Source organism: Listeria farberi (genome assembly GCF_014229245.1).
Taxonomy (GTDB): Bacteria; Bacillota; Bacilli; order Lactobacillales; family Listeriaceae; genus Listeria; species Listeria farberi.
This window is the reverse complement of the sequence record NZ_JAARZJ010000008.1, coordinates 33,169-50,051: the sequence shown is the minus strand read 5'-3', so window position 1 is coordinate 50,051 and position 16,883 is coordinate 33,169. Positions and strand designations below refer to the sequence as shown.

The window sequence follows — 16,883 nt, the reverse complement described above, 5'->3', positions numbered from 1 at the left end:
ATTTAATCCCTAATAGAAGTTTCAAAACGTACTTTGTTTTGATCTACTTCTTCAATATAAATCTGAGCAAAGCGATGATTTAATCCTTAATAGAAGTTTCAAAATGTACTTTGTTTTGATCTACTTCTTCAATATAAATCTGAGCAAAGCGATGATTTAATCCCTAATAGAAGTTTCAATACGTTCTGAGTCCGGCTAGCCCAAAAAAACAACTACCCCGTCCAGACAAACCCTCAAAAAAAGAACCAGACTCCCGAAAAAGCCCGATTCCAAACCTTATTGTTCACTTTTAGCAGCTAGTTTCTCCTGCTTTTTCTTACTCTCGTTAATAACCGAAAGCTCTATTGATTTCAGCAAGTTTTTCACACGTTTTTTCCGGAAGAATCCAAACATAAAACCAACAATAATATTATTCATTTTATTCATTGTTTTTTCCGTTTCAATTAATTCGTTATAAGTCACTTCGCAAGTTGTCTCGCTTGTGGACTTTATCGTATAAGTCGTCGTATGTGTGTTTACTCGGCTACTTGTTTCAAATTGATAAAGTTCGTTAGGAGTCACTTTAACAATTTTTGTTGTAGCAAGTGCACCGTTAGACATTGTTCGTTGGTATTTATATCCTTCTAGTTTGCGCATCTGAAGCGTTTTACCAGTGGCATTTTTCACATCATAAATGGCTGAGCTAACTAGTGTATCAAAGCATTCTTTTTGAGAAATATATAATTTCTGTGTGACATTCACTTTTCAATCGACTCCTTCTAATTCTTTTCTTTCTTATCTTTACGGATTTTTAGCACGATGAAAACACAGCCAATTAAAACAACCGCAAGTCCTGTAACTAGAAGAGGTACACTAGCCATCCCATCTTTTCCATAAGAAGGACTAAACATAATAATAATAAGACCTATACTAATAATAAATAGTGCATTAACAATTTTCATTTTCAACCCACACTAACTTGGAAATAGAGTACAGAGCCTATTTCAGTTGCTTTTATTGTTTCTTTGGCGATTTTTGCTGCTTTTTCTTCATCTTCAATATTTGTTTCAAAAGTAAGTTTCATACCTTGTTCAGCAATTTTTTTAAAAGTTACACCGTCTTTATCGTATGTTTCAAGTAATTCAGTAATATAATCACGTTTCATTGGACAATTAAGAATAATCATTTAAAAAAACCTCCTTTTCTATAGTTTAACGTTATCTTTCGCTTCTTGCAATGAATAAAAATAGCGCAGGATTTCCTACATGATATACTGGCTAGGCACAATTAGCTGCACCTAGCCAGAAACTTATTATTTCCTAAGCTTTCATCTCTTCTTCTGGTACACCAACGCGATTTGCGGTAATAACAAATGGTACCCAAATCAAGAACGCGATGACCATATTTATGAGTGAAATTACTGGCGCCATCCAATCTCCCCCAGTTGCTAAGAAGGAATTCAGAAGTGGCGGCATTACCCAAACTACTGCAATTTTAACTGGACCAACAAGGCCAAGTGTTGTTGCAAAGTAAGCGATTGTTACCATTACCATTGGTGCGATAATGAAAGGTATTAAGTAAATTGTATTTAATACGATCGGTAAACCAAACATGATTGGTTCGTTAATATTAAATATACCTGGTGCAAGAGACAATTTCGCAACTGTTCGTGCATCCGCTCGTTTCGAGAACATTAGTAAGGCGATAATTAGTACAAGTGTACCGCCTGATCCACCCATCCATACGTACGCATCGAAAGAACCACGTACCCATTCGAATGGTAATTTAGCGCCCTCTTGTGCTGCACTAATGTTTTGTAGTTGTGCTGTACCCCAAAGTGATTCTAGAACCGGAGCAAGTACGTTTGGACCATGAATCCCGAAGAACCATAGTAGTTGTACTAAGAAAGTAACTAGTAAAACAGCTCCGTACCCTTGCGAAAGTGATAATAACGGCTCTTGAATTGTTTTGGAAATCCAAGTAATAACGTCCATATTAGTGATTTTGAAGAATGCCCAGTCAATAATACCAACAACATAAAGTGCTACTAGTGCAGGGATAATCGCTGCAAAAGCTTTACTTACTGCCGGTGGAACAGAATCTGGCATTTTGATAATAATATTTCTGCGCATTAATTTCGCATAAATAATAGTTGATATAAAACCGAAAATCATTGCAGTAAACAATCCGGTACCATTTACTTGACTAAGATTAAAGAACCCGTAAATCCCAGCAAATTCTTTTGGTAAAGTATTGACATCAAAATTAGCATTAGAAGCCGCAATAGCAGCTTTTACTGCGTCTAAGCTTACAGTAACAGTTAAGTTCATAACAAAAGCAGCAAGAGAAACTAGCCCCCCAGCTAATCGATCTACTTCATACGCTTTTGATAAATTATAACCTAGTGAAAATGCAAAAATAATTGAAACAATTGCTAACGTCCCATTGTATACATATCCATTAATCTCGATAAGTGGTTGCATTGCTTCCACAAATCCTGTCCATCCCCAGTCAGTTGGAAAATCCCTAAAAAACGCATTTAAAAGTACTGCAATTGACCCAGCCATTGTAATTGGCATTGTAGAAATAAAAGCATCACGTAGCGCCACTAAATGTTTTTGCGAACCAATTTTAGCAGCTACTGGTACAAAATATTTCTCTAAAAATGCTGTCAAACCATTCATATTTTATCCTCCCATTAACCTTTTTTATTTACTGCTCATCTCTTTAAACAAAATATAATTTCTATGTATCTTCCCCTTTAGGTTTATCAACTATATCTGTTTACGTTGTTTTAGCAATCCCTACTGCTAAAACAAATCAGATGGAATCTTTGCATGACCTCGTGAAATTTTGGGAGTCCTCCTCTCCGCTTCATGATAAGGCTTACATTTAGATTCACTTTAATCTATTGCAATTTCCGTGCCAAGTATATAATAGTAAGAAAATATACGATTATCACTTACAAACGTTATCATTTATACCAATAAATCACTTTACACACATACCTAAAAAACTGTGTAAGTAAGCGTTAACATTACACAGTTTCACTTAATTTCTAGTTTTTTCATTCTGTGTTATAATGAGCATAAGCTAAGTAATACCAACAATTCGAGGTGATAAATATGGCAGTAAAACGAGATATGCCGGAAGAATCGAAAAATAGTAAAGTTGTGAAAAAAGAGCATTTTTCGATTGTATTTCCAGATGATATAAAAGAACCAAATTCTGTGGAAGAACAAAACAACAAGTCAGCCGAACATAAAACAGACGAGGATTAACTTATTTCAAACAAAAAAAGAGCCCCGCTACCGGGGCTCTTTTTTTAGTTAATAGAAAAGATGACCATTTCTTTATCCTCATCAATTCGAACTTTTACATTCATACCAAGTTTGTCTTTAAACAAGCTTGTAATATCTAAGTAATCATCATAACTACCGATGTCGCTTTTTTCGTAACCTTGTAAAATGGTAGGTTTAATCCGGACGATATAATCATCGTTTGAGGTTTCTTCAGGATTATAGGAATAGATTTTCTTGCCGTTTTTATCAAAAAAATCATACGTTGCATAGGATTCATTATTTGTTATATAGACGTCTTTTTGGGTAACGTAGGCATTATCTGCGACGCTATAATCAATTAGACCCGAATAATATTTATTGGTAGATGGTTCGTTAATTTCATATTGTTTATAAGCTAGTCGGAATAAGTAATCAATATTATAATAACTGTTCACACGAAAATAGAGGTTTTTATCTTTAGATTTTTTATCTACACCAATATCTGTGGCACTAATCGGAAAAACTTCATATAGTTTACCATCTATTTCGTAAGCTACTTCATACTTGTCAAACACTTCTTGGCGTTGGAAAAAGCCAAACATAATTGCTAAGATTACGATAATTCCTACGAAAACTGCGACGATTAAAGCGGGTAGCCATTTCTTTTTAGTTTTTAGTTGTTGCATTATTTTCATCCTTTGTCATGAATTGCTTTGTTAAGTTATATTGTACCAGTTTATGAAGGATTATACATTACTTTTATAAGTTTAGCAGCTAATTTGTAGAAAAAAGACTACTTCGCGATAAGCAAAATAGTCCTTAATATATTTAAAATTAGTGTCGCGCACCTCACATCGACATGCAATCACCTGCGTTACCTTGATAGTTAGCTCGAGCCAGGCAACCTCGCGGCACATGAGAAGCACTGATTAATGCTGCTTCCTTCCGGACCTGACATGGTTCACAGGTTCCCATTGCGCAAGACCCAACCTTCAACACCACTTGTCAAGGGCAGACCAAACAATTACGATGCCTCAAATGAGGAATTCAACCCCGCTAGAGCGGATTGCGGGTTACAGGGCGCCGCTACCTCCCCGTCTAGCACGACAAATTTGCTACCAATAATTAAGTGCCAAATAAAAAATTATTTAGCGCAAACTCTGAAAAGAGCTCAATTACTAGTGTACCTTTTTAGTGTAAAAAGTGCAAGTAGAAAACAGGGAAATTTTTTTAACGTAAGTAAACACTCATGATTGCTGCGATAATTGTACCCACTACACAAATACCTACTAATGTTAAAGCTATCCATACTATTTTTTTATTCATCGTTTCTCCCCCTCGTTATCACTTTTCTTTTAGTGATTATATCATGAAATGGAAATTTTAGCTGTTAATATCAAACTTCTTTTGCCAACTATTTAATTGGCTGTAGCTAGACATTAACTGAGTGGTAACTTGTTTGAAAATCAGACGTAGTTCAGTGTACTTCAGGACGTCTTCACTTGGATGATATACCGCTTTAATTGGTAGTGTATGTTTTAGATTTAGATCCTTCAAAATCCCTAGTGATCGCATACCAATAATCGCTGCTCCTAAGCTCGAACCTTCTATCGTATGAGGAACACGTATTTCTCGGTTCAAAATATCTGCCAGAAGCTTACACCAAGCATCATGGGCTGATATCCCGCCTGTAACATAAATAATATCATCTGGAGCCGAAACCGCCTCATAAACTTCCGCGAGATTAAAAGCGACACCTTCCAAAATTGCTCGAATAAAATGTGCTTTTGTATGATTAATCGTTAATCCAACAAACCCCCCACGAATATCATTAGTCCAAAAAGGGGCACGCTCGCCTAATAAGTATGGCTGGAATAGAAGACCCGCAGCACCTGGAGGGACTTCCTCTATTTTTGCAATAAAGCTTGCGAAATCACGCCTGCTAATTTCAGCTTCAGAGCCAAATTGTTGCAAACCCCATTCAACTACTTTTCCACCATTATTCACTGCGCCCCCTGCGATAAAGTATCCATCACCAGCTCCATAACAAAACGTCCGGCCGCGTGAATCTATTTGGAATTGGTCGGTAAGTTTACGCACTGCCCCACTTGTCCCTACCGTAATCGTAACGTCATTTTGGCCAGTCGCTTGAATACCAATATTAGCAAGCGCGCCGTCACTACCACCTACAATGAAGGGCAAATTTTCTGGAATGCCCATTAATTCAGCGTATTCTCTTCCTACTCCTGTTAATTGATAAGTTTCTGGCACAACTTTCGGTAAGAAATCAGGAGTTAATTTTACAATTTCCATTGCTTCAAATTCCCAGTCGTGCTCCGTAATATTATATAGTCCAGTACCCGATGCTAACGATTCATCCATCACCCAAACACCAAACAAGCGATACAAAATATAAGCTTTAATATCAACAAATTTTTCTGCGCGTTTAAATAGTGTAGGCTCTTCTTCCTTCAACCAACAAATTTTGGCAAAGGGGCTCATAGGGTGTATCGGCGTCCCTGTGGCTTCATACAATTGGAATAAGTAATTATCCCGTTTTACTTTTTCGAGCGTCTCACTGCTTCGTCCGTCCGCCCAAGTGATACATTCAGTCAAAAGCTCTCCATTACTTCCAACCATAATCAAACTATGCATCGCGGAACTAAACGAAATTCCAGCTAACTCCTCTTTATTAACGTTTTTCATGACAGCTTGAATGGAAGTCAGAACGGCGCCAAAAATTTCTGCGGGATTCTCTTCTGCTTTTCCAGTTTCATCAGTTATTAATTCGTAATGCGTCGCCTGCCGGAAAATCACTTCTCCTCGTTGATTAAAAAGTACTGCTTTTGTGCTTGAAGTTCCAATGTCTACGCCCATTATGTATGGTTTGCTCGTCAAACAATTCACCCCGCGTTTTCGTTTCTTTTTATTATACGTCAAATAGAAGAAATTTTGGGGCTGGGCTACTTAGCTTTTTTTCGTCAAACAAAAAAGCTAGAGAAATTCTCTAGCTTAGTTTACACCGTAAAATGTCTTTATGCGGCTTTCTTCGCCTAGCACAATAAGTGTATTTTTATCCGCGAATTTTAGCACTTCTTTTGTATTCGCTTCACTTTGAGCGACGCAACCTAATGTGTAATTGTATTTAGGTGAATCAACATGGTAAAACACAGCCGATCCCTTACCTTTTACACGTTTAGCGTTGTATTTCACTTCCATTCCATATTTGTACTGCGGAATCTTCATTTTTTCATCTGCAGAACTAGAGGAATTGCGTTCTTGCCAAGTGTTATAGGCTTTGTCATTAGAATTAGAAATCCAATAACTTCTATTAGTAATCGCTCTGAATGTCAGCTTCGTACCAGGGTTCCCTTTTTGTCCAAAAACTATGCCTGTTCGGTAAACGCCAACTGGAGTCCCAGAACTTTTTTCAGAGAATTTTGGGTCAAATCCCCATTTACCAATATGACTAGTAAAATGACGAACTTCATACCAATTTCCCGCACTATTTTTTTGGAAAAAGTAGGTTGTTGCGGTAGTACTTTTTGGTTTAGTGGTGATGATTGCTTTTTTGCTGTTCCAAAGGGCTGGAACGGTATCAGCAATCGTCGGTTTGCCGATATTTGTAAAAGCACGTGAGTCAATCCAGCCGATTGTAGTATTTCCTAGCTTGCAATAATACCATTTTGCTCTAGCTGTTTTTCCTTCGCGAGTAATAATCAATGTCTTCTTGTCGTATTTCTTAGCTGAACCGAGATACTTAACACTGCTACTCGTTTTGTACATTTTGCTATTAATACCATCATTTCGCTTTGACTGATTTACTACCCCTTTTAGATTAACTGCTTTGTCGTAAATGATTTTTTCATACGTTGCTGCTTCGGCGTTAAAGGAGTGACCAAGTAGGCTAACCATTAAAACAATAATTAAACCGCTTAATAACTTCTTCATTATTCGCTCCTTATTTTTGAGTTATTCCCTATAGCAATTAGCTTATTTTTTACGTTTCCTAAGTAATAACACTGCCACTAGAATAACTATAACACCCGCTACAACGAAAATCCATTCTGTACCTTTGTCTCCAGTGCTGGGCAAATCTGTTTTGTCTTCTTTGGTAACTTTTGAAGTATCAGTAGGTTTTGCTGTTGCGCTTTTGACTGCATTTTTTGTTTCGATTTTCTTTACTTTATCTGGGGCTGTTACGACTGCTTTATTTTGTTTTTTGGCTGGAACTTGGTAGGTTACTTCTTCACTATAGTTACCTGATTCATCAAAAGCATATGCAGTAATTTGTTTTGGTGTTGTCGCCCATTCTGCATAAAAATTGCCATCTTTATCCGCAGTGGTTGTTCCTTCTCCAAAGTTTTCATCTGGCGGGGAACTAATGTATACTCTAGCAAATGGTTTTGTTTTACCTGTGAAAATTTTTGTTTCTAAATCGAAATTCATATCTGTAATAGTCAGTTGGGCCGTTTTTTCTTTGACTAAGTAATTGAGTTTGACTGCTGTTGTTTTGCCGTCTTCATTATCTCCAAGTAGCGTGACTTCTTGGATGCCCGTTTCCGCAGTACTTAGTTTAGAGTTGGCTGCTAAGCGATAATTTGTTAGTAACGTATCCGTGTACTCATTTAATGTTGGGGTAAAGTCTTTGAGATCAATCTTGCTGTTTTGTTCGTAGGAGTAGACTTCTTGTGAATCGGTAATATCTATCGTTGTTTTTACTTGGCTTTTTTGCGGTGATGTTACTGTTGGCTTTTTTGCCGGGTCTTTTGCTAGGTCTTTTGTTGGTTCTGCTGGTTCTGTCTTTTCCTCAGTAATTATATTTTTAGTAGTATCCATTGCTTTTTCTTCAGTAGGTGTTGAGTTGTTACCATTTTCATTTGTTTCAGCATTTGCTGTCAAGGAAAATGGGAGGATTAGACATGTCACTAATGCTGTAAACACTAACGCGTGGAATTTTTTCATAATAAATTCCCCTTTCATTTTGCTTAGTTTAATCATAAGCAGAAATGGAGTGAAAGTCAATTTTAAATTACAATTTTGTTACAAATATTAAAAAATAGATACAAAAAAAGGCTTGCTAAGTACGTACTTAGCAAGCCTAAAAATTATAGTTCAATCGGTCGATCTAATTGATAAAGTCGTTTATATCGAGGTTCTTCAGCCATTAATTTAGCATGAGGCCCTTCCATTAACGTTTTTCCCTCTTCTAAAAACAAAACACGGTCCATTTTTTCGGCACCAACTAAATGATGCGTTACCCATATGAGCGACTTATCTGCTAACGTTTCAAAGATAGTCGCCAGTAAATCACGTTCTGTAATCGGGTCCAAACCAACTGTTGGTTCATCTAAAATAACAATCGGTGTATTTTGCAGTAAAATACGAGCTAAGGCGATACGGCCACGCTCACCACCTGAAAAACGTTCACCCATCTCACTCATTTGTGTATGGTAGCCATCTGGCATACTCATAATAAAATCGTGCAGTTGTACTTTTTTCGCCGCTTCGTATACTTCTTCATCCGATGCATCTTGATTTCCTAGACGGATGTTATTCAAAACAGTCGTACTGAAAAGGTGCGCTTTCTGATTTAGCATGGAGGTTAATTTAGGGATTTGTGGGCGCAAGTTTTCCACCTCAATGCTGTTCATAGTTACTTTTCCAGCAGTCGGAAGTAGCGCTCCTTGAACTAATTTAAGAAAAGTTGATTTCCCTGTTCCACTTCGTCCGATAATCGCCACTTTTTCACCTTGTTGCAACGTGAAGTCAAAACCGTTTAAGATTTTTGGTGACTTTTTATCGTAAGAAAAAGTTAGATTTTCTGCTTTTAAAACCACATGTTCTGCGTTAATTCGCTCCATTTCTTTTGTTTCTTCTTCAAAAGTCGGTAGCGTCGGATCTTCTATTTTATCTAAACGAGCAAGCGAGTCTTGGTACAATGATTTGTCACTGATAGCACTTGAAACTGGTACAAAGGCTTCTGCCAGCGCCATGATTGCTAAAACGAACGCAGCAATCATCGTGCCAGAAAAAGCACCGTCCCGCGACTCTGCTGTACTCCAGTAAACCATCACGATAACCATAAAACCAACGACAAGTTGACTAAAAAAATCACGCCAATTAACAAAATGAAATTGTTTGTTTTCAGTTCGAAGCATGTCTGCCTCGTCTTTTTCATAGTTAGAAATAAATGTTTTTTCACGTCCGCTGAATTTCCAATCACTAATACCAAAAATAGCATCGGTGAATTTTTGATACAAACTATTGCGCCCTTGTTTTAAATAAGCGTTCTTACCGCGAGCATACAGAAGCGATACCCATGGTAAAACAAGTACAAGAAGTCCAATCAAGAGTATAAAGAGCGCAGCAAATGGGATTGAAAATGCTCCAAGCGCGATAACCACTCCAGCGTAAAGCACAAGACTAACTATTGCTGGTAGCATCGTAGTTAAATAGAAATTTTGCAAATGCTCAATGTCACCAGCTAAAAGGCCAAGAATGTCACCAGTTTTATAGCGCGATTTTAGTAGTAACGCTTGCGGCTCAAGTAAACGATACAATCGAACGCGCATCTTTTCCAGAATTTTAAGGACAAGCGAATGGCTCGAAAGTCGTTCCACATAGCGTGAAACGGAGCGCATAATACCAAATGCACGAACACCAACAGTGGAAATGTAAACAGCCATGATCGATTCCGGCATTAAGGACGATTTTGAAATCAAATGACCGGATGTGAACATGAGTGCCCCAGCTGATGCAAAAGTTAATGTTCCAAGGAAGATGACAAGTAAAAACAAGCCGCGGTTTTCTTTGATATATGGGATAATCCAGCTACTTTTCCGCATCATACTTCCTCCAATTGGGCTTTGACTAAATTGTAATAGAAACCTTTACGCGAAAGCAGTTCCTCGTGCGTCCCAGTTTCGACCACAGCCCCGTGATCTAAAACGATAATTCGGTCCATTTCAAGCATCCAGTGCAAACGATGCGTTGCGAAAAAGACTAATCGATTTTCAAATAAATCTAGCATTGGTTTTTTTAATTCGTATTCTGTTTCAATATCTAAGTGCGCTGTTGGCTCATCCATTAACACAACTGGGCGATCCGTTAAGAAAGCTCGAGCAAGCGCCACACGTTGCTCTTGCCCACCACTCAGCATCCGCCCGGACTCTCCAACAAGTGTTTCATAACCAGCCTCTAAACCAGCCACAAGCTTATTTAAACCAGCTGATTCTGCCGCTTTTTTCATTTTCTCATCGGTAGAATTAGGATGATAAAAGCAAATATTTCCAGCGATTGTATCATGAAAAAGGTATGGATGTTGCGGAATGTAAGTGACTTGGGTTTGCCAATCAGTCGAAGCAAGCGCCGCACCAGTTTTTCCATTCCAGCGAAAATCTCCAGAAGTTGGCGTCAAAAAGCCACTTAAAACATCGATCAACGTCGATTTACCAGCGCCCGTCGCACCGATAATCCCAATTTTTTCAAAACCTTTCACTGTAAAACTTGCTTCATGTAGCGATTCAGCATCATCCGCGCCGTGCTTTACAGTGATTTTTTCAAAGGAGAACTCGGTGTTTTCAGCAAATGGTGTTAGCGGTAAAGCGTCCGTTTCTGGCTTATCCGCTTTAGCTTGGTCAATAATCCCTTGTATAACTCGACCCGCTTCCTGCCCGTCAAGTGTGGCGTGGTAATCCGAGCCAACTTCCCGAACTGGCAAAAAGTATTCTGGCGCAAGAATTAAGACACTGAGCGCAATTGGCAAGTTCATATTGCCATCAATGAGGCCAAGACCTAAGAATAACGCAACAAGCGCAATTGAAAGCATGGTAAAGAAATCTAACGCGAAAGATGACATGAATGCCACACGTAATGTTTTCATTGTAGCTTTTCGGTAGCGTGAACTAACCGAAGCGATTTTTCCTTCATGATCATGGCTTAATCCTAAGTACTTCAATGTTTCAAGACCTTTTAATGAATCCACAAAGTGATTCGAAAGCACGCGATATGTTTCAAACTGGGAATCTGCTTGTTTTTTCGCGGCTAATCCTAAAATAATCATAAATACAATTAAAATTGGTAAAGTAATCATTAAAATAAAAGCGGAAGTCCAGTCCTGAAAGGCAATATAAACCCAAATCATTGCTGGAATAATAGCCATATTCATCATTTTAGGTAGAAACAGTTCTAAATAATTCCGGAAGTCTGCTACACCTTCCATAACCATTGTCACAACTTTCCCAGTCCCTTCCGCACGAGCAAAACGCGGTCCAAGCGCGAACAAACTATCAAGCAACTCTTCCCGCATGGTTTTTGCTAAGTTAGCGGCATAACGATAAACGATTTGTTTTTTCCATACATTCAAAAAGTGACGCAAGAAATAGGCCCCCGCGAAGAGACCTATTTGCAATGTGACTGATTGAAATGGATGCTCGTGAAATAAGTCAGTAATCGCACAAGCTAAAGTTATCGCCATCACGATAATCGCAGCACCTTGAACAAGCGTGAAAACTGCGAGAATCGCCATTATTTTTTTAATTCCTTTGTAGTTCCTTAAATCTTTTCCCATTAATACGTCATTTTCTCCTTACTAGAAACGCGCTTACGGAAAACATAGTAGCTCCAAATTTGGTAACCAAGAACAAACGGCAATAGCGTAACGGCAACTATCGTCATCACACTAAGCGAATATTGTCCGGAAGCTGCATTTTCTATAGTTAAATCAAACGCACTGTTGATAGAACTGATCATTACACGTGGGAATAGTGACACGAAAATCGTCGCAATCGTGAAAACAATTCCAAGTCCGCCGAATGTAAATGCTAAAATATCACGGTCTTTCCAGATGAACAAGGCAGATAGTACATACATAACGACTACAATTCCAATCATCAGTGGTACAAGTACAGGTCTAACTTGGAACATATCTGTATTGAAGTAAGCAAGTACAACGAAAATTACTAAAGCTGGCACAGTAATAAACCAAACACGTTTCGCCATGCGACGAGCACGGTCTTGAATATCTTCTTCTGTACGCAAAGTAATAAATAGTAATCCGTGAAGTAGACACATCAGCGTGATTGTTACGCCGCCCCAAACGGAGAACACTGTAATATAATCAAAGAATCCAGCATACATATCCATATCACTATTAATCGGCATACCTTGAATCAAACTAGCAAATAATACACCAAATAAGAATGGCGGTAAAATACTACCGAAGAAAATAACCCAATCCCATGTCTTAATCCAAAGTGGTGAATCTTTTTGACCACGGAACTCAAAAGAAACTCCACGACCAATTAAAGCAAGTAATAAGAATACCAGTGGAATATAATAACCACTAAACATGGTTGCATACCAGTTAGGGAAAGCGGCGAAAATCGCGCCCCCCGCAGTTAGTAACCAAACTTCATTTGCATCCCAGAACGGTCCAATCGTATTGACGAGCACGCGGCGTTCCAGTGCATTTCTAGCCATAAATCGTGTAGACATCCCAACACCAAAGTCAAAACCTTCAAGGAAGAAGAATCCAATGAATAAGATGGCGATTAATAGAAACCATAACTCATTTAGTGACAAAGCTTTCATCCCCCTTATCAAACGGATCTACGGAAATCTCTGCTTTTTCTGGTTTGTGTCCGTCTGGTCCTTTTTTAATTTCACGTATAAATAAGTAAACCAATAGAATCGCTAAAATCGTATAAATTGTTGAGAACGCAATTATCGAGAACAAAATTTGTCCTGATGAAACGTTAGGCGATACAGCATCAGCGGTTTTCATGTAACCGAAAACTACCCAAGGTTGTCGCCCTATCTCTGTCATAATCCAACCCATGGAGTTCGCTAGGAACGGGAAGCCAATCATTGGAATCATGAAACGTAAATACCATTTTGCATTAACAAGTTTTTTCTTCCAAGCAAGGACAATACCAATTAGCGCGAATAAAATCATTAACATACCAGCGCCAACCATGATACGGAAGCTCCAAAAAGCTGTTTTAACTGGTGGGATATAATCACCTTCGCCATATTTTTCTTCATATTGTTTTTGCAGCGTGTTCATACCTTCCACGCTACCAGTTAATGTTCCGTAAGATAAGAAACTTAGCGCATATGGGACATTTACTTCCCATTCATTTTTCTTCTCTTCTGGATTAATTTTGGCAATCATCGTCCATGGGGCTGGGTCTGCGGTATCTTCCCAAACCCCTTCCGTTGCTGCCATTTTCATTGGTTGCGTTTTAACCAAGTATTGCGCTTGCGAGTGACCACTGAAAGCCACACCAAAGCCACCAATTACCGCCATGACCATAGCAATCTGGAATGATCGTTTAAAGAAGGCGACATCTTGTTTTTTGAGCATCTTATACGCACTGACACCGGCAATGAAAAAGGCCCCAGTGGCAAATGCCCCGAATATAACGTGCGGGAATTCCACAAGTAGTTGTCCATTAGTAATGAGTTGCAAGAAGTCATTCATTTCTGCGCGGCCATTCTTAAATTCAAAACCAACCGGATGTTGCATAAATGAGTTCGCTGCTAAAATCCAAAAACTAGACATAATAGTTCCGATTGAAACAAGCCAAATACAAGCTAAATGAAGCTTTTTGCCAAGTTTGTCCCAACCAAAAATCCAAAGTCCGATAAACGTAGATTCCATAAAGAATGCAAGTAACGCTTCGATTGCAAGTGGTGCTCCGAATACGTCCCCTACAAATCTAGAGTAATCCGACCAGTTCATCCCAAACTGGAATTCTTGAATAATACCGGTTACGACACCGACCGCGAAGTTAATAAGGAATATGTGACCCCAAAACTTCGACATTTTTTTGTAAATTTCTTTCCCCTTCACGACATACAACGTTTCCATAAGAGCAACCATAAATACAAGTCCAATTGAAAGTGGTACAAATAAAAAATGGAAAATCGTTGTTGATGCGAATTGAAAACGGGCTAAAAATAGTTTATCCACCCTTTTCTCCTCCTTTTTATGCTTAAAATTGCTGTTTAGTCCCTTGCTTTTTTTGCTTCCTTCTTAATAACCTTGTGAAAAACCGCCCAAAGTGAAGCGTCCAGTTGCTCTGTAATTCACAAAGCATAATAAAATAATATGTAATCCTTATTTTCCACAGGTTTAGGGACTAGTTAAGAAAGATTTTTACTTTATAATGAGTTCTATCTGGAGTATATTTTATCCTATTTTAAGGTAAAATTATTTAGTACTTTCGATGTTATTTTGTTTTTGCGAGATTGTGATAAGTTTCGCAATTATTAAGTGGCTGTAAATGTTGATAAGACTTATTGCTTTTTATTTCACAATGAAGGATATAAAAGTATAATTTCTCACAATGAGCATTAAGACCTATTCAATTTATTCCGTTTTCGCAGTTCTTGGAAAAAACTTTTTAGCATTTCACTGCTTTCGTCTTCCAATAATCCTGCTTCCACTTCACATGTATGATTAAATCGGTCATCTTGCAGCAAATTCATTAACGATCCCGCGGTTCCTGCTTTTGGATCTTTAGCTCCGTAATAAACCTTTTCAATTCGCGAGAGTAAAATGGCACCGCTACACATTGGACACGGCTCTAAGGTAACATATAGTTCTGCGCCACTGAGCCGCCAAGAATTTTGGTGTTTACACGCATCTTGAATAGCAAGTAATTCCGCATGAGTCACGGCATTTTGACTAGTCTCGCGTAAATTATGCGCACGACCAATAATTTCTCCATCTAAAACAACAACTGCACCAATTGGAACTTCTCCAATTTCTTGTGCTTTCTCCGCTTCTTTAAGCGCCTGTTGCATAAAGAAAGCTCGTTCCATCTATGCACCTCATTTCTAAAAAATCACTCATTGGTATTTTATCATAGCTTGTATTAGATGTAAGAACAATCTGCTCAAACTTTCACAGGAATACTTTTAGTTGCTTTCACGGAACATTTATATTACCATATATTAATACTAGGTACTAAAACAAAATTATCAAAATATACAATCTACTTATAAAGGAGAGTCATTATGAATTCAGAAAATTTAATCGCTCCAGAACTTTATAATATTACTGACGAGATTGCTAAATTTAGTTCTGAAAAAACAGCTTTAATTTGGAAAAATGAGCAGGATGAAACAAAAACTTGGAGTTACCGCCATTTGCTTGAACAAGCGAGCAAATTTGCCAATATTGTAAAAGAGGCCGGCATTAAAAAAGGCGATCATGTTATCGTTATGACTCCTAGATTACTCGAAACTTACGCCATTTATATGGGCTTATGGAAAGCTGGTGCCATTATTATCCCGGCATCTGAACTTCTTAAAGCACATGACTTAGAATACCGCATCCGCCACGCTAACGTAAAAGCAATCGTTTCTTACAATGGAATGACCGCTGAATTTGATAAAATCGAAAATATTCCTTCTGTGTCGAAAAAAATTATTGTTGGCGAAAAATTATCCGGCTGGGATCACTACGAAACACTAATGGAAGCTGCATCGACTGAATTTGAACGCGTAGAAACCTCTCGCGATGACGCTTGCCTGCTTGCATTTACTAGTGGAACTACTGGTAATCCTAAAGGTGTTGTACATATTCACGGTTGGGGTTACGCGCATATCCGTATCGCCGCTGATCATTGGCTCGATATTCACGAAGACGATATCGTTTGGGCCACAGCCGGTCCTGGTTGGCAAAAATGGGTTTGGTCTCCATTCCTTTCTGTACTTGGAAAAGGCGCGACTGGCTTCATTTACAACGGTCGCTTTATTCCTGAAAAACAACTTCATTTACTGGAAGAAGAAAAAATCAATGTGCTATGCTGTACACCAACAGAATATCGTTTAATGGCTAAAGTAAATAATTTACGCGAACATGATTTAAGTTCTCTTCGTAGCGCCGTATCAGCAGGAGAACCTTTAAACCGCGAAGTTATTCAAGTTTTCCAAGATAATTTTGATATTAAAGTTCGCGACGGCTACGGCCAAACGGAAAGTACGCTGTTAATTGGGACACTGGTTGATACGCCAATCCGTCCAGGTTCGATGGGTAAACCGATTATGCCAGAATACATGGCAATTATTGACGCTGAAGGAAATCCGGTAGGTGTCGGTGAAATTGGGGACATCGCAATGCGCAGAGACTTCCCAGCACTTTTCAAAGAGTACTATAAGGAACCAGAACGTTTGCAAAAAGCGATTCGCGGTGATTATTTTGTTTCTGGTGACCGGGCTATCCGTGATGAAGACAATTATTACTGGTTCCAAGGTCGGAATGACGATATTATTATTAGCTCTGGCTACACGATTGGACCGTTCGAAGTAGAGGACGCGCTCACACATCACCCAGCCGTAAAAGAAGTCGCTGTTGTCGCAAGCCCTGACGAAATCCGCGGTACGGTCGTAAAAGCATTTATCGTCTTAAAGGATGGTTACGAGGGCACGGAAGATCTTGTGCATGAATTACAGACATTTACGAAAGAACAAACGGCTCCATATAAGTATCCGCGCCGGATTGAGTTTGTTGAGGCATTACCGAAAACTGATTCTGGTAAAATTCGTCGCGTTGAGTTGCGCGATGCGGAGTTTGCTAGTGTGCATGGATGATCAAAAACCCAGCCTTCC

General features: G+C 38.6%; 15 protein-coding genes and 1 other RNA gene. 2 read left to right on the top strand and 14 right to left on the bottom strand.

Translation table 11 applies throughout. From position 1 onward, the window contains the following. Window positions 1-276 precede the first annotated feature (276 nt). The 4 genes from HCB45_RS08460 to HCB45_RS08445 all read right to left on the bottom strand — a co-directional run bounded on the left by HCB45_RS08460 (window position 277) and on the right by HCB45_RS08445 (window position 2,663). Entirely contained in the window at window positions 277-741 is a 465-nt protein-coding gene (locus HCB45_RS08460) for a DUF3284 domain-containing protein (RefSeq protein ID WP_185319739.1), read from the bottom strand. A 17-nt stretch (window positions 742-758) separates the two neighbouring features. After that, entirely contained in the window at window positions 759-941 is a 183-nt protein-coding gene (locus HCB45_RS08455; RefSeq protein ID WP_003728589.1) for a DUF3188 domain-containing protein, read from the bottom strand. A 2-nt stretch (window positions 942-943) separates the two neighbouring features. Beyond that, a complete protein-coding gene (locus HCB45_RS08450; protein ID WP_003721028.1) occupies window positions 944-1,165 on the bottom strand; it encodes a hypothetical protein in 222 nt (73 codons plus the stop codon). A 133-nt stretch (window positions 1,166-1,298) separates the two neighbouring features. Further along, on the bottom strand, window positions 1,299-2,663 hold the full coding sequence (locus tag HCB45_RS08445) for a PTS sugar transporter subunit IIC (RefSeq protein ID WP_003768594.1): 1,365 nt from the start codon (window positions 2,661-2,663) through the stop codon (window positions 1,299-1,301). A gap of 441 nt (window positions 2,664-3,104) precedes the next feature. Between HCB45_RS08445 and HCB45_RS08440 the strand changes: the two genes are divergently transcribed. Then, window positions 3,105-3,260: a hypothetical protein gene (locus HCB45_RS08440; RefSeq protein ID WP_185619571.1), complete on the top strand. Its 156-nt coding sequence runs from the start codon at window positions 3,105-3,107 to the stop codon at window positions 3,258-3,260. A gap of 44 nt (window positions 3,261-3,304) precedes the next feature. Here the strand turns inward: HCB45_RS08440 and HCB45_RS08435 are convergent, their stop codons facing one another. From HCB45_RS08435 to tadA, 10 genes are all read right to left on the bottom strand, one after another. After that, entirely contained in the window at window positions 3,305-3,946 is a 642-nt protein-coding gene (locus HCB45_RS08435; RefSeq protein WP_185319737.1) for a hypothetical protein, read from the bottom strand. 154 nt (window positions 3,947-4,100) lie between these two features. Beyond that, an RNA gene (gene ffs, locus HCB45_RS08430) (signal recognition particle sRNA large type) lies at window positions 4,101-4,367 on the bottom strand. Between the two features lie 276 nt (window positions 4,368-4,643). Beyond that, the gene (locus tag HCB45_RS08425; RefSeq protein WP_185319736.1) at window positions 4,644-6,158 is read right to left on the bottom strand and encodes a gluconokinase; all 1,515 of its coding nucleotides are present in this window, start codon (window positions 6,156-6,158) and stop codon (window positions 4,644-4,646) included. A 114-nt stretch (window positions 6,159-6,272) separates the two neighbouring features. Then, window positions 6,273-7,211 (bottom strand): GW domain-containing glycosaminoglycan-binding protein, encoded by a 939-nt coding sequence (locus tag HCB45_RS08420; RefSeq protein ID WP_185619570.1) that lies wholly within the window; start codon window positions 7,209-7,211, stop codon window positions 6,273-6,275. A 42-nt stretch (window positions 7,212-7,253) separates the two neighbouring features. Next, window positions 7,254-8,225, bottom strand: coding sequence for an LPXTG cell wall anchor domain-containing protein (locus HCB45_RS08415; protein WP_185619568.1), 972 nt, complete (start codon window positions 8,223-8,225; stop codon window positions 7,254-7,256). Window positions 8,226-8,368: 143 nt separating this feature from the next. Next, window positions 8,369-10,108, bottom strand: a complete 1,740-nt coding sequence (gene cydC, locus HCB45_RS08410; RefSeq protein WP_185619566.1) for a thiol reductant ABC exporter subunit CydC — start codon at window positions 10,106-10,108, stop codon at window positions 8,369-8,371. Continuing rightward, complete coding sequence (cydD, locus tag HCB45_RS08405) at window positions 10,108-11,832, bottom strand: thiol reductant ABC exporter subunit CydD (protein WP_185619564.1); 1,725 nt, start codon at window positions 11,830-11,832, stop codon at window positions 10,108-10,110. The genes cydC and cydD overlap by 1 nt, the downstream gene beginning before the upstream one ends. Continuing rightward, window positions 11,832-12,845 carry a cytochrome d ubiquinol oxidase subunit II gene (gene cydB / locus HCB45_RS08400; protein WP_003727651.1) on the bottom strand — a complete coding sequence of 338 codons (1,014 nt, stop codon included), beginning with the start codon at window positions 12,843-12,845 and terminating at the stop codon, window positions 11,832-11,834. The genes cydD and cydB overlap by 1 nt, the downstream gene beginning before the upstream one ends. Beyond that, window positions 12,832-14,238, bottom strand: a complete 1,407-nt coding sequence (locus HCB45_RS08395) for a cytochrome ubiquinol oxidase subunit I (protein ID WP_185319731.1) — start codon at window positions 14,236-14,238, stop codon at window positions 12,832-12,834. The genes cydB and HCB45_RS08395 overlap by 14 nt, the downstream gene beginning before the upstream one ends. A 383-nt stretch (window positions 14,239-14,621) precedes the next feature. Beyond that, complete coding sequence (gene tadA / locus HCB45_RS08390) at window positions 14,622-15,092, bottom strand: tRNA adenosine(34) deaminase TadA (protein WP_185319730.1); 471 nt, start codon at window positions 15,090-15,092, stop codon at window positions 14,622-14,624. A gap of 195 nt (window positions 15,093-15,287) precedes the next feature. Here tadA and mbcS point away from each other — a divergent pair, with 195 nt between their 5' ends. After that, on the top strand, window positions 15,288-16,865 hold the full coding sequence (mbcS, locus tag HCB45_RS08385; protein ID WP_185619562.1) for an acyl-CoA synthetase MbcS: 1,578 nt from the start codon (window positions 15,288-15,290) through the stop codon (window positions 16,863-16,865). Window positions 16,866-16,883 lie beyond the last annotated feature (18 nt).